The organism is Sphingobacterium sp. ML3W (assembly GCF_029542085.1).
Lineage (GTDB): Bacteria > Bacteroidota > Bacteroidia > Sphingobacteriales > Sphingobacteriaceae > Sphingobacterium.
The window spans coordinates 172,041-186,612 of sequence record NZ_CP107036.1 but is presented as its reverse complement, the minus strand read 5'-3'; the positions used below and the strand labels follow the sequence as shown (position 1 = coordinate 186,612).

10 protein-coding genes are annotated in these 14,572 nt (G+C 37.6%); 4 read left to right on the top strand and 6 right to left on the bottom strand.

Annotated elements, in window-relative coordinates; translation table 11 throughout:
* Window positions 1-24: 24 nt before the first annotated feature.
* Window positions 25-1,401 carry a magnesium transporter gene (gene mgtE, locus OGI71_RS00810; RefSeq protein ID WP_120260594.1) on the bottom strand — a complete coding sequence of 459 codons (1,377 nt, stop codon included), beginning with the start codon at window positions 1,399-1,401 and terminating at the stop codon, window positions 25-27.
* An 807-nt stretch (window positions 1,402-2,208) separates the two neighbouring features.
* Here mgtE and OGI71_RS00805 point away from each other — a divergent pair.
* Entirely contained in the window at window positions 2,209-4,896 is a 2,688-nt protein-coding gene (locus OGI71_RS00805) for a hypothetical protein (RefSeq protein WP_282253425.1), read from the top strand.
* On the opposite strand, the gene OGI71_RS00800 is transcribed toward OGI71_RS00805, so the two are convergent.
* The 3 genes from OGI71_RS00800 to sppA form a co-directional block, all read right to left on the bottom strand.
* A complete protein-coding gene (locus OGI71_RS00800; RefSeq protein WP_282253424.1) occupies window positions 4,893-5,735 on the bottom strand; it encodes an endonuclease/exonuclease/phosphatase family protein in 843 nt (280 codons plus the stop codon). The two genes, OGI71_RS00805 and OGI71_RS00800, sit on opposite strands and share 4 nt — an antisense overlap.
* A 262-nt stretch (window positions 5,736-5,997) precedes the next feature.
* Complete coding sequence (locus tag OGI71_RS00795) at window positions 5,998-7,188, bottom strand: phosphoglycerate kinase (RefSeq protein WP_282253423.1); 1,191 nt, start codon at window positions 7,186-7,188, stop codon at window positions 5,998-6,000.
* A gap of 111 nt (window positions 7,189-7,299) precedes the next feature.
* Window positions 7,300-9,066 (bottom strand): signal peptide peptidase SppA, encoded by a 1,767-nt coding sequence (gene sppA / locus OGI71_RS00790; RefSeq protein ID WP_282253422.1) that lies wholly within the window; start codon window positions 9,064-9,066, stop codon window positions 7,300-7,302.
* Window positions 9,067-9,188: 122 nt separating this feature from the next.
* Between sppA and folK the strand changes: the two genes are divergently transcribed.
* The gene (folK, locus tag OGI71_RS00785; RefSeq protein ID WP_282253421.1) at window positions 9,189-9,692 is read left to right on the top strand and encodes a 2-amino-4-hydroxy-6-hydroxymethyldihydropteridine diphosphokinase; all 504 of its coding nucleotides are present in this window, start codon (window positions 9,189-9,191) and stop codon (window positions 9,690-9,692) included.
* Entirely contained in the window at window positions 9,673-10,017 is a 345-nt protein-coding gene (locus OGI71_RS00780) for an Hpt domain-containing protein (RefSeq protein ID WP_120260587.1), read from the top strand. Before folK ends, OGI71_RS00780 begins: the two co-directional genes overlap by 20 nt.
* A 1-nt stretch (window position 10,018) precedes the next feature.
* Here the strand turns inward: OGI71_RS00780 and pssA are convergent, their stop codons facing one another.
* Both pssA and rho read right to left on the bottom strand, forming a co-directional pair.
* Window positions 10,019-10,699 carry a CDP-diacylglycerol--serine O-phosphatidyltransferase gene (gene pssA / locus OGI71_RS00775; RefSeq protein WP_282253420.1) on the bottom strand — a complete coding sequence of 227 codons (681 nt, stop codon included), beginning with the start codon at window positions 10,697-10,699 and terminating at the stop codon, window positions 10,019-10,021.
* Window positions 10,700-10,877: 178 nt separating this feature from the next.
* Window positions 10,878-12,377 carry a transcription termination factor Rho gene (gene rho / locus OGI71_RS00770; protein ID WP_282253419.1) on the bottom strand — a complete coding sequence of 500 codons (1,500 nt, stop codon included), beginning with the start codon at window positions 12,375-12,377 and terminating at the stop codon, window positions 10,878-10,880.
* Window positions 12,378-12,672: 295 nt separating this feature from the next.
* Between rho and OGI71_RS00765 the strand changes: the two genes are divergently transcribed.
* Entirely contained in the window at window positions 12,673-14,400 is a 1,728-nt protein-coding gene (locus tag OGI71_RS00765; RefSeq protein WP_282253418.1) for an MFS transporter, read from the top strand.
* Window positions 14,401-14,572: the final 172 nt, after the last annotated feature.

The window sequence follows — 14,572 nt, the reverse complement described above, 5'->3', positions numbered from 1 at the left end:
ACAAATCAACCTTGAGCGCATGGATTAAAGTAATACTCCTTTGAGAATTAATGTGGCTACGGTAAAATAAATTAAAAGGCCTGTAACATCCACAAGAGTTGATACAAATGGTGCTGATGAACTCGCAGGGTCGGCCCCTAACCTCTTCATCACAAAAGGAAGCATAGATCCCATAAGCGAGCCCCAAAGGACAACACCTATCAAGGACAAGGAAATCACCAAAGCAACCAGTACCCAATATTCACCATAACTATGTGCAAAGGACTGCCAAGCCATGATTCTCAAAAAACCAAGGGCACCCAGGATAAGCCCAAGCAACAGACCAGACAATATCTCCCTTCGCATTACGCGCCACCAATCCGAAAGTGTTACCTCCCCTAATGCCATCGCTTGTATAATTAATGTAGAAGCCTGCGAACCGCTATTACCACCACTGGATATAATCACTGGCATTAACGCAAATAACATAATTGCGCTCGCCATTTGCTCTTCAAAATGTTCGATGACGGTTGCTGTCAATAACTGTCCTAGAAATAAAACAATCAACCAGCCCGCGCGTTTCTTAACAAGATTTTTGATGGAAACATCCAAATAGGGTTCATCCAAAGCCTCTGTACCACCAATACGTTGCATATCCTCGGTATACTCTTCATTGGCTACCCACAAGATATCATCTACCGTAATGATCCCAAGCATCACCCCCTGTCCATCGACAACCGGAAGCGCAACCCTATTATTCATACGAAAAATATTAATTGCCTCCTCCTGCGGGTCATAGGCATTCAAAGAAATTAATCGATAATCTATGAGATCGCCCACTATTGTTTCGGGCTCTGCCATCAGCACATCTTTGATACGAATATCGTCAATCAACTTACCATTTGAATCTATGACATAAAGCACATCAATAGTCTCAGAATCCTTTCCATATCGACGAATATGTCCAAGTATTCTTTCGATACTCCAATGTGCTTTTACAGTAATATAATCTGGTGTCATCAAGCGCCCGACACTATCTTCGGGATAGCCTAATAAAGCCAAAGCTTCCACCCTATCCTTTGGTGGCAGGAGCAAGATTAAATGCTTTATATCATCCTTCATTTCGGAGAAAAAAGAAGTCCGATCATCAGGTGGCAACTCATTAATTAAAGCACTTATTTTAGCTTTAGAAAGCTTTTTAAAAATTCGATTTTGGGTGGGAAAATCAAGGATCCGAAAAACGTTTACAGCACGGTTCAAATTTAAGGATTCTATAAAGAGTGAACCATGTTCAGGCAGCTCATCAATCAACTCCTCTACCTCAGAAATATTCAATTCATTTAGAAATTCTTCCAGCCCAACAAAATCACCATTCGCTATCAATTGTTCTATTTGACTTACCTGCATTTCCAGTTCTTCCATATCTTCCTTTCGATTTTAAAATCCTACATCGGTACAAAATTATATGTTACAAAAATCGCTTTTTTAAAGTAAATTCTGAATAAAAAAATAAATAATAAAAAGACCATAAAACTTCATTCATATTTTATCTTCATTGAGCGAACAGCCGACCATTCTTCTCTTGAAACAAGACATTTTGTCACTACCAAATATTCCCTCCTGTACACTAAGATCCAATAAAAAAACAAACAAAACGAACCATCATAAGAACACCATAGCTCGACTATCATCTTTACAAAAAAAAAACATAAAGAAGAATTTATCTACACATCCCGCTTTCCGGACAAAAAACCTTCTCCCTTTCGTAAGCATAAAATTCGTACGCATAAAAAATGTCCAAATATTTTTCAGCAGCACCTAACTTATACCTGAATATTTGAGTATATTCGTCACGTGCTTCTTTCCAGTTGAGCAACGAATTTCTACAGCGAAAGCAAGCATTTAAAACAAACTAAAAACAATAAATAAACAGCAAAAAACACAAACTCAATAAAATCATAACTATATACAAATCAATATATTTAATAATTTAATAAAAACATAAGATTCATATAAAACCAAAATATTTAGCTAAAAAAAATAGCAATTCATAAATTAGCCATATATATGAAATATAAAAACATAATTACCAACACTTTAATATTAATAATATTAACAATATATTCAGAAAAAACATTTGCACAATTTTTTGAAGACAGCCAAGCCCCTTTAAGTCAGAAATGGTTCAAAATCGAGACCCCGAATTTTAAACTCATTTTCCCTGAAGAGATGAAAGGTAAAGCCCCTACCCTAGCAAATCAGGTCCACAACTCTTTACGTACAACAAGTAGAAATTATAAAATAACGCCGCGACAGATCCCCTTCATTATACACAATACGAACCTACAGACAAACGGCTTTGTACAGTTATCTCCTCGAAAATCCGAGCTATATAGCACTGCCGGAGCCGAACCTGATAACCAAACTTGGTTACCCAATCTGATCCTCCATGAGTCCAGACATGTTAACCAGTTTGACAAATTGACAGGAAAATTAAGAGCTCCCTTTTTCGAACAATTGGCCTTGGCTTATTATGGACTTACAGTTCCTTCCTGGTTTTTCGAAGGCGATGCTACGCTGACTGAAACCATTTATTCTCGTGGAGGAAGAGGTCGATTGCCTTCTTTTGAAATGCCGATCAAAGCCAACTTCCAATCTAAACAGAACTATAGTTTCGATAAATACCTACTCGGATCCTTTAAGGATATTGTCCCCAGTTACTACACAATTGGCTACTTGATGACATCAACACTTAAATCGGAACTGCCACCAAATTACGAAGCAGATTTATTTTCAGAGCTCAACAAACGGCCACTCTATCCTTATAATATCAACCGTGTACTGAAGAAAAAAATAGGTGGAAATAGCCGCTATTTATTCAATAAAACTATCACAAAACTAGACTCAATATGGCAGCAAAAAACAGTAAATTATTTAGCCCAAAATTACACTGAAATTTCCGGTCAAAATAACCGCTATTATAACAGCAATTTATTACCAAAATCAGAGGGAAATTTAATTTATTTCATCAAGCAAAATCCCGAAAAAACAAATGCAATATATACTTATGACAACGATAAGAAGTCGGAATCACAACTTGTAAAAACGGGTATCCAGTTGACCCCACATTTCGACATCAACAAAGAATATATTGTATGGGATGAACTCCGAAAAGATCCACGTTATAACAAGAGAACATATAGTGTCATCAATTTAATGAATCGGAAAACAGGAAAAATCAAAACACTGACCAAGCAGTCTAGATATTATTCACCCGTATTTAGCCCCATAGACGAATCTATTGCTTGTATTGAAGTAGATTTATCCAACACAAGTTATCTTACGCTTATAAGCCTTAAAAACGGCTCTGTAATCAAGCGGATAAAAACAGTGGATTCAGAACAGCTTCAACATCCCGCTTTTAACCCAACAGGAGACAAAGTAATTGCTATCCGCTTATCAGAAATGGGAACCGCACTCTGCGAAATAGATCTCAAAAATGATAAAATCACAAACATCACCTCATGGGGCGATCAACAATACGAAAGACCACAATACCTTTCAGGTATGGATATACTTGTCAAAGCCAACTTTAATGGTATTGATAACATTTACAAAATAGATCGTCAATCGGAAGCGAAACATCTCCTGACCAAAGCTCCATTCGGCGCTTTTAATCCTTTTTATAATAAAGAAACTAAGCAATTGCTTTTTAACAACTATCAATACAATGGTTATAAAATCAGCCAAACAAGTTTAGATACAACCTTCGATATAAAACCAGAAATCGATTATTTTTCCCACTACTATGCTGACGCTGTAAAGAAAGACAGCATATTCAATATTGCTGCCACAGCACCAGATTCCAGCCATCATTACACCATTGAGCCATACAAAGGACTTGGACGAACGTTTAACTTCCATAGTCTTTCTTTAAGTAGTAGTAACTTTGAAAGTTTTGATAATTTCAAACCTGGCATTTTTTGGCTTTCAAATAACATTTTAAACACGACCCAAATTGCGCTTGGCTATGAATACGATACAGACATCAGAAAAAGTATTTATTCGGCCGAACTTACTTACAACAAGTATTTTCCGAAATTCTCACTTCGCTACGAAAATAGAGGGCAGATCGCAGCAGCAAGCGTGCCCAATAAACCAGACAGCAGTGTAAGGTTCGATTGGAGAGAACATTACGTTTCCTCACAAATTTCTATCCCCCTATCTTTTTATAGGCTTGATTACAATTATTCCACAGGATTCAATTTTGCAACAGCCTATTTGAAACGTTACAGCCTAAGTCGGAATGACCTCAAAAACTTTAATTACGAAACTGCATTTCCGTTAACGTACCAACTTTATTTCAACCGAAATGCCCGAATGGCAAATATGGATCAATACCCGCGATGGGGACAAAATTTCAGTATAACTTATAGGCACACACCTTTTGAAAACAAGGCCAAAGGTGAAATTCTATCTGCGAGAACAGTATTTTATCTACCCGGCTTTGTAAACAATCATGGATTTCAAATTCGCTTGAGTGCACAGGCGGGAACGGGAATTTATGAATATATCAACGATATCCCGCTCGTCAGCGGGTTTAGTTATTACAAATATGAAAAGATAAAAAATACATTATTGGTCAATTATCGTTTTCCAATCGCCTATCCTGATTTTAATATAGGATCACTAACCTATATAAAACGTATAAAAGGTGGTGTATTTGCAGACTATCAAAATATCCACAAACATAAAGAAGCGGCACCGAAGAGTTTTGGAGGATACCTTTCCTTTGATTTCAATGCTTTTAGATATCCATTGCCCGACTTTGAGTTTGTCGTAAAAGGAACCTACATCAATGATAATACAGCGACGCAGCGCGTCGTTCCAACGGTAAGTTTAAATTACACCTACTAAGGGTGAATAGCCCAATTAAAATTAGCAGCCAGCGCATAATGATCTGACAAAGGTAGACCCCTGAGGTTCGTAAACAGATTATTTTCTATATTATAGTCACGTGCAGCCAAATTTAGATGACCGTTGCTACGGTAAAGAATCTTGTCTATTGACTCGTTCTGGTTGCCAATTGACAACATATGAGGAGGTTTGAATGCATGCTTCGCTTCTGGTACCAGTCCGCCGTTTTGGAGTTCAACCCAGCTGTCCACCAATGTGGTTGACTCCATAAAATCATGTAGATTATCATCACCGAAACTATAATGTGCATTAAAGTCCCCCATAACAATCAGTGCATTCTCACTAGAGTTTTCACCTATATAATCGCGCAGTTGATTGAGATTGTCCCTTCTAGCATTAGAGGCTCGCCTATTGTTCTGAGCGTTTGCATGTACATTATAGACGTCTAGCCATATCCCCGAAACTATTTCCACCTTGACCAAAGTAAAGCCTTTAGGTGTCAGAGAATCAGCTCCTGTGCGTTTTTTCCAGGGAACCCGCACTACATCTGACATCGGAAAACGAGACAGAGTATTCAGACCATCACCAAAAGGCACACGCCCCTTGGGTTTGGTCCGATAAGGGTGTTGGTTCCCACCCAAATAAAGACTATTGTTATAATTGAAATCCTCCTGCACATTTACGATATCAAAAGGATTAATCTTTTTGCCTATTTCAGCAATACTCCTACTCCTGCCTGTAATTGCAGAAGAAATAAACCCTGGCAATCCCGCCACATTGTATGTCAACACCGAAAAAAAACCCGAACTATCTTTTTCTTTTTTGTGATTAGCATCCATCAATAAAACCTATATAATCATGTTATGTTAAATTTAGCAAATACGGTAAACACTCACCAACACTATACAGATATTTAACAGATAATTGATTTAAATCTGACATTAACAAACGGATCGCAGCTATAATAAATAGAAAGCTTTTTTCACAAGTCATTAGCTCCTACCAACGTCAATAAAAAAACGCAATAGATTTAAGGCAGTCTTTCTCCATAAAAAAAGGGATAATTCAGCATTATCCCTTTTCTATATTCTGTTTGTTTTATTAGTCTTCGAGTGCTTTTACACCAGGAAGAACTTTACCTTCCATATATTCCAATAGTGCTCCCCCACCTGTACTGACATAACTGACATCTTCAGTCATACCAAATTTACTTACTGCTGCAGCTGAATCTCCACCGCCGATTAAAGAAAATGCACCATTTTTTGTTGCTTCCACAACAGCGTTAGCCACAGCCTTCGTACCCTTTGCAAAAGTATCAAATTCAAAAACACCCATAGGTCCATTCCAAAGAACTGTTTTTGAATCCTTGATAATAGCCGCAAAATTCTCAGCTGACTCCTGACCAATATCCAAGCCCTGAAGGTCCGCAGGAATTTGATCATTTGGTCCATCATATACATTGGCATCATTAGAAAACGCATCAGCAATTTGAGCATCTGTAGGAATAACAAGATTCACTCCTTTTTCTTTTGCTTTCTTTACCAATTCATTTGCGAGGTCAAGTTTATCCATCTCAACCAATGACTTACCAATTTCACCACCTCTTGCTTTGATAAAAGTATAAGCCATACCTCCACCGATCAATAAGTTATCCACTTTATCCAGTAAAGCTTCGATCAATTGGATCTTATCAGAAACTTTCGCTCCACCCATAATCGCTGTAAAAGGTCTAACAGGGTTATTCAAAACTTTCTCTGCATTCCCTACCTCGGCAGCCATCAAATAACCGCTATATTTAGCTGATGGAAAAAACTGTGCGACAATCGCAGTTGAGGCATGTGCTCTATGCGCGGTACCGAAGGCATCATTCACATAAACATCACCCAATTTTGAAAGCTTTTCAGCAAATCCTACATCACCTTTTTCCTCTTCTTTATAAAAACGTAGATTCTCAAGTAATAAAACTTGGCCAGCCTGCAATGCAGCAGCTTTTTCTACAGCTTCATTTCCAATACAATCATCGGCAAATTGAACTTCTGTACCTAATACCTTAGATAGATGAGCCACAATATGTTTTAATGAATACTTATCAGTAGGACCATCTTTTGGTCTTCCTAAATGGGACATCAATATCACGCTTCCGCCGTCGTTCAAAATTTTCTTTATTGTTGGAGCAGCTCCCTGAATACGATTATCATCCGTAATATTGAAATTTTCATCCAAAGGAACGTTGAAATCTACGCGAACCAAGGCTTTTTTACCTGCAAAATTTAAATCGTCTACTGTTTTCATTATGTAACTTTAATGTTTTAGGATCTGTCGTTTGCCAAACGAACAGCTAAATATAGAAAAAAGGCATTTATTTTCATCAAATAAATGCCTTTTTATCGGATTAAATTATCATTAATGGATTTCAACAGCATAAGGCAACCTTGCCTGAACCCCACTCTGCGCTGTCGCCTTCCGCATCACATCAAAATAACGATAGTATTCGCCCATTTGTTCTTTAGCAACCCAAACCTGAACTTTTTCCTTCGAATTGTTCAATATTGAGGTAAACGGATCTTCCTTCGCAGGATATTGTGAAACTTTATACTTGCTTAGATTTGCCTTTTTAGCCGCCGCCTGAACGGCAACATCAAGATTACCCAGACGATCCACCAATTTGTTACTCACCCCCTGTGTACCTGTCCAAACACGGCCCTGACCAATACTATCAACATTCGTCAATGACATCTTTCTACCTTCGGACACAACTTTTGTAAAAGTAGCATATACTTTGTCAACCTCACGTTGGATAATATCCCTTTCTTCAGCGGTCAATGGGCGATCAAAAGTAGTCATCAAATCTGCAAATTTACCCGTCTTTACACCATCGTAGTGAACGCCAATTTTATTGTTCATCAGATTCTGGAAATTCGGTATTACACCAAATACACCAATTGATCCGGTGATGGTCGTTGGCTCAGCAAATATGGAGTCAGCAGCCGCAGCAATATAATAGCCACCTGAAGCCGCAACATCTCCCATAGAAACAATTACTGGTTTAACTTTTTTAGTCAAAATCACCTCCCTCCAGATAATATCTGAAGCAAGTGCCGAACCCCCAGGTGAATTCACACGCAACACAACAGCTTTGATTGCATCATCCTCTCGCAGCTTCCGTAATTCTCTTGAAAATTTATCCCCTCCGATCTCTCCCGGACGAGTACCTTCACCATCCACAATCTCGCCAACAGCATAAAGTACAGCTATTTCAGATCCACTGGCATCATCCTTCACCTTTTTATTGTAATCGAACAATGAAACAAAAGATATCTCATCCTTCTCACCTATCTTCAATCTTTTTCTCAAATCCGACAATAACTCATCTTTATATATCTTTGCATCAGCAAGCTTATATCGCACTGCATCATCGGCATTTCTGACCAAGTAATCATTGGCAATACCTCGTAATGAATCTGCTGGAATATTCCGGCTTGCAGCGATTTCATTGATAAAAGTATCATATATACTTCCCAGATACGATGTTACCTGCAAACGGTTTGGATCACTCATCTTATTTAGGAAGTAAGGCTCCACCGCGCTCTTAAACGTCCCTACTTTCACAATCTGCATCTCAACCCCAACTTTGTCCAATAGGTCTTTGTAAAACATTGTCGAACTAGAAAGACCTCTAAAATCTATGGTACCTTGGGGATTGACATATACCTTATCTGCAATACTGGCTACATAATATGCTTTTTGATTATACCCTGCATTGTAGGCAACAACAAATTTCCCTGTTTTTTTAAATGTTAACAGTTCATCGCGCACTGCCTTTAAACTTGCAAAACCAGTACCAATACTACCCGCATCCATATAAATCCCCTTAATATTCGCATCTGTTGCGGCATACCTTATTCTTGCTAGAATATCATCCAACCCGATACTCTTGGTAGAATAACCCGGAAGATTTAAGCTTCCAAAAGGATTATTATCATTCCGTTCATTAATATCATAGTCAAAAGATAGAAACAGCACCGAATTGGTTTTGACAACGACCTCCTGATCAGAGGAAGCAGAGCTAATAATCGCACCGATAATACCCATAAAAACAATAAACAAAATCACAAAAGATATAACAATCCCTGTAATCGTTGCCAATACATACTTAAAAAATGATTTCATATTTTATAATTAATTCCAGTTTATGCAGTTCTTGCAAAGGGAATGATTTATTTTACGCTAAAGGTAATGCAATATTTTTTATTCCCCCAGTATTTTATTTCATAAAGACTTAATTTAGCGACATGAACAAGATTTTTATATTATTGGGAACTAACTTAGGAGATCGCCTACAACAACTCTCTTTAGCAAAACAATCCCTCGAACAACAGATTGGAATGATCTTGCAAGAATCCTCAATTTATGAAACTGCAGCTTGGGGAGTTGAGGATCAACCTTCATTTCTTAATCAAGTTATCCTAATAAGCTCACATTTATCTGCACTTGAATGTTTAAATCTTACCCAACAGATTGAATTAGACCTGGGAAGAATACGACTGAAGAAATGGGGAGAGCGGGCAATAGACATCGATTTACTTTATTTCAACGACGAAGTCATCAGCCACCCCGACCTGATTATACCACATCCTTTTATTTCAGAACGACGCTTTACACTGGAGCCCTTAGCAGAAATAGCCCCAACATACATACACCCCGTTTACAAAAAAAATAATGTATCTTTATTGCATAATTGCAAGGACGAATTACCCGTAAAGAAAATTAGCGACGATGAATCATATCGACATTGACCTGATCAACCAGAATATGTTTGACAATACAGATTTGATCAAACAATTTGTATCAATGTATCTTATCCAGACCCCAGTAGACTTAGACAACTTGCGAAATGCCCTAAATACAGGTAATCATCAAAAAATTGCAGATGCAGCTCATCATATTAAACCGACTATGGATTATATCGGAGCTTTTCACTTAAAAGCTAAATTTGAGAATTTGGAATTAAGTGCCAAAAATCAGGAATCCTTAGAGGGGCTTAGAGCAACTTTTGAGGTGCTGGACATCGAAATGAAAGAACTGTTATTTGAACTCGAACAATATGAAAAAACGATCTAAGTTAGATCGTTTTTTTATTAAAATGCAATGCTGAAAGTATAAAATACAAAAGTAGAATAATTGGCAAAGCCATAAACTGTCCAATTGCAAATAAAACCAAAGTTAAGAATAGAAAAATAAAGCGATATTTATTCGTCGCCCAGTCCATTGAACTGAATTTCATCGAAAACAGTCGAATCTCGCTAATCAACAAGTAACTGGTCAAGAGTGCACTACAAATCAAAAATATTGGATTTATAATGAGTTCAGGATACTTATCCGCAATATAAGGCAATGAAAGTACATAAAAAGTATTCATTGGTGTATTAAGTCCAATAAAATCTGCTGTTTGCCGCTCATCCAAATTAAACTTAGCCAAACGCAAAGCAGAAAATACAGTAACAATAAAGCCTAGATAAGGAAATAAAGATCCACCGGGAAACACTTTTTGCAATAGTGTAAACATAATTACCCCTGGTAGAAATCCAAAGCTGACCATATCGGCAAGTGAATCCAGCTCTTTTCCAATAGGCGACTTTACATGAAGCAGCCTTGCGACCATACCATCAAAAAAATCAAATATTCCAGAAGCAAGCACACATATAGTTACCGCTTTTATGTTGCCATCCAACGCCATCAGTACAGCAATACAACCACTAAAGAGATTTAGGCAGGTCAGCAGATTTGGAATATGTTTTTTCATCAATATTATATTTATGTACTTATTGCAATTTTCAAAGTGGCTTATTTGTATGTATTAGCAGCTCAATATCGTTTTAATATCTCAACATTGAGTTATACTTAACCATATCATACGATCGGACACAAAAAAAGCCATCATTTTAGTAAAATGATGGCTAAAATATTAAAATTTGATGGGATTACCCATTCATACTGATCAAAAATTCTTCATTTGATTTAGTACCACGCATTTGCCCTTGCAAGAATTCCATTGCTTCTGTAGAATTCATATCTGACAAGTGATTGCGAAGTACCCAAATACGTTGCAATGATTCTTTATCTGTCAATAGATCATCACGACGCGTACTTGACGCTGTAATGTCGATAGCAGGGAAGATACGCTTATTCGCTAATTTACGATCCAACTGCAATTCCATATTACCCGTTCCTTTAAATTCTTCAAAGATCACCTCATCCATTTTGGAACCAGTATCTGTCAAAGCTGTTGCAAGGATTGTTAATGAACCGCCGTTTTCGATATTTCTAGCCGCACCAAAGAAACGTTTTGGTTTATGTAGTGCATTTGCATCCACACCACCCGACAAGATTTTACCTGAAGCAGGAGCAACAGTATTGTAAGCACGCGCCAGACGAGTGATTGAATCCAATAGGATTACAACATCATGACCGCACTCTACCATACGTTTCGCTTTCTCCAATACAATATTAGCAATTTTCACATGGCGATCAGCTGGCTCATCAAAAGTAGATGATACAACCTCGGCACGTACACTTCTTGCCATATCCGTAACCTCCTCAGGGCGCTCATCAATCAACAAGATAATAAGATATACCTCAGGATGATTCTTCGCAATTGCGTTAGCAACTTCCTTCAATAAATTTGTTTTACCCGTTTTTGGTTGAGCAACGATCAATCCACGTTGACCTTTACCGATTGGCGTAAACAAATCCATAATACGAGTTGAGTAGTTACCCATACCCATATCCAGATTTAAGCGCTCATCTGGGAATAAAGGTGTCAAGTAGTCAAAAGGCACACGGTCACGCACCTCTGCAGGATTCTGTCCGTTGATGGCCTCTACTCTAACCAATGGAAAATATTTCTCACCTTCTTTTGGAGGGCGAATACAACCACGAACGGTATCTCCTGTTTTCAAACCAAATAATTTGATCTGAGACTGTGATACATAGATATCATCTGGAGATGTCAGATAGTTATAGTCTGATGAACGCAAGAAACCATAGCCATCTGGCATAATTTCTAACACACCCTCATTAACGATAACATTGTCGAAATCTGTACTAGAAGAAGTATTTTCAGCTTTAGGAGTTTGAGGTGTTTTTTCAGGTTGGGAACCTTTATCTGTTGTAGGAGTACTTTCTACCGCGGGACTGCTTTCCTCACTTTCAACAGGCTCACGTTTTCTGACAGTCACAGGCTCGACGGTCTTCACCGTTCTTACGCGCTTACGAGTGCGTTCACCTTGTTCCTGATTATCTTCCTCCACTTTAGCAACTTTTTCTACAGAAGCCGGAGCTGCTTCTTCTTCCCCACCGGTATTGCTAATTCTTTCTATTAATTCTTGCTTACGCAATTTATCAGCATCCGCGATACCGATCAACTTAGCAATCTCGCGCAATTCCGATACGAGTTTAGCGTTTAATTCGTTAATATCCATTAATGTGTTGTGTATGATTTTTGGATTTTCTTTTGAGCTTTATTCTGATTATACACCTAAACATGTTTCCTTGCTTAAGTGAATGAAGAACTTAATGATTTCTTTTAAACCCGAAGTGGATTAAATCTTGAGAACCTAGACAAAGAAAAAAACAAATTTTGTTATTTCAAAATATTTCAAAAAAAATATTTACTATTGTAGCTAGTAAAACGATTTAACGACATTTTTAGATTGAATTTTATATTTTTTTTCATAAGTTCGTACCTTTCAAAATTTAAGTTTTTAGATCCCTTATATGGAACAGCAACAAACTAAAACCAATTACCCCGCACTCTACACATTGATTATTGTGTTTTTCTTTTGGGGGTTCATTGCAGCGGGAAATAGCGTATTTATCCCATTCTGCAAGAATTATTTTCACTTAGATCAATTTCAATCGCAGCTCATTGACTTTGCTTTTTACACGGCCTACTACATTGGTGCATTACTCCTCTTTATCTTCAGTTCAATTGGTGGTAAAGACCTTGTTGGAAAATGGGGTTACAAAAAAAGTATCGTCTATGGTCTACTGTTTTCTGCGTTGGGAGCAGCAGCAATGATTGTGGCGGTCGAGGTAAATTTATATATTGGAATGTTGTTGGGTCTATTTGTGGTTGCACTTGGATTCTCTTTACAGCAAACAGCTGCTAATCCTTTCGCTGTTTTATTAGGTGACCCAAAGACGGGAGCTTCACGTGTTAACCTCGGAGGTGGTATCAACTCATTCGGAACAACAATAGGACCATTGGTTATTGGTTTCTCTCTATTTGGAACATTTGAGCCGATCTCAGATTCTGAAATTGCCAATCTCCCTTTAAATAAGGTTGTATACCTATATGTTGGTGTTGGTTTGTTGTTTCTTTTAGCTGCAGCATTGTTCAATTTCAGTAAAAAAGTTCCAGCTGGAATTAGCAATGAACCCATGGAAAAGGCCAATAAGGCTTTACGTACCTTGATCATCATGACAGTTCTACTATTCGGTATGTTCACTCCAGTATTCCTAAGTTACAAAAGTGACCTTGCATTGCATATCGAACAGCTACATCAACAAGCATCAAGCCTCACTGATCAGCTACAAATCGATCAATTAAAAGCACATATTAAAGAAGTTGCCAAACCACTTGAAACACAACGTATGCTATGGTTAGCAGGTGCATTAATTGTTGTTATCGGCGGTTTACTTTTCTCCAACAGAAGCGCGAAAAAGAACCCTGAAGGCTGGGGAGCAATGAAATATCCGCAACTGGCTTTGGGAATGCTTGCATTATTTATCTATGTAGGTATCGAAGTTGCTATTGGTAGTAACTTAGGTGAGTTGCTTACATTAAAAGAATTTGGCCACCTACAGTCTTCACAAATCACACCATATGTATCCATGTATTGGGGTAGTATGATGATTGGCCGATGGGCAGGTGCTATTACAGCATTCAACCTAAGCAAGTCGGCTAAAAATGGACTACTGATTATTGTCCCTTTAATTGCTTTCTCGATTATTATTGGCGTGAACACCCTTGCGGGCTTCGAAATGTCACACCTTTATTACTATGTGGTCTGTATTATTCTGCAAATCGTTGCTTTCTATCTGAGTAAAGAGAAACCAGCCCGTACATTGATCATTTTCGGTTTATTTGGAATCATCGCTATGTTAATCGGCCTTTTCTCTTCAGGTACAATCGCGATTTATGCATTTTTATCAGGAGGACTTGCTTGTTCAATTATGTGGTCATCTATTTTCAGTTTATCAATTGTTGGTCTTGGAAAATATACTGCTCAGGGCTCAGCATTCTTAGTTATGATGATTCTTGGTGGTGGCGTCCTTCCTCCTATCCAAGGAAAATTGGCCGATCTTATTGGAATACACAACTCCTATATCCTACCATTGATCGGATTCTGTTATATTGTTTTCTTTGCTGTATTTGTCAAAGGAATTTTAACTAAACAAGGAATCAATATTGATGAAATCGAGGCTGAAGGAGCACATTAAAAACATCAACTAATTGTAAATAGTACACTATTTAATCAATTTTACTACACGACCCAAAAACTGGCTTAACGACACTGTTAAGCCAGTTTTTTTATATTATGAGCAAATTCATAAAATTTATTTTTTCAAAAATACTCGGATAAATTATGATATTTAAAATTAAAAAATGTAT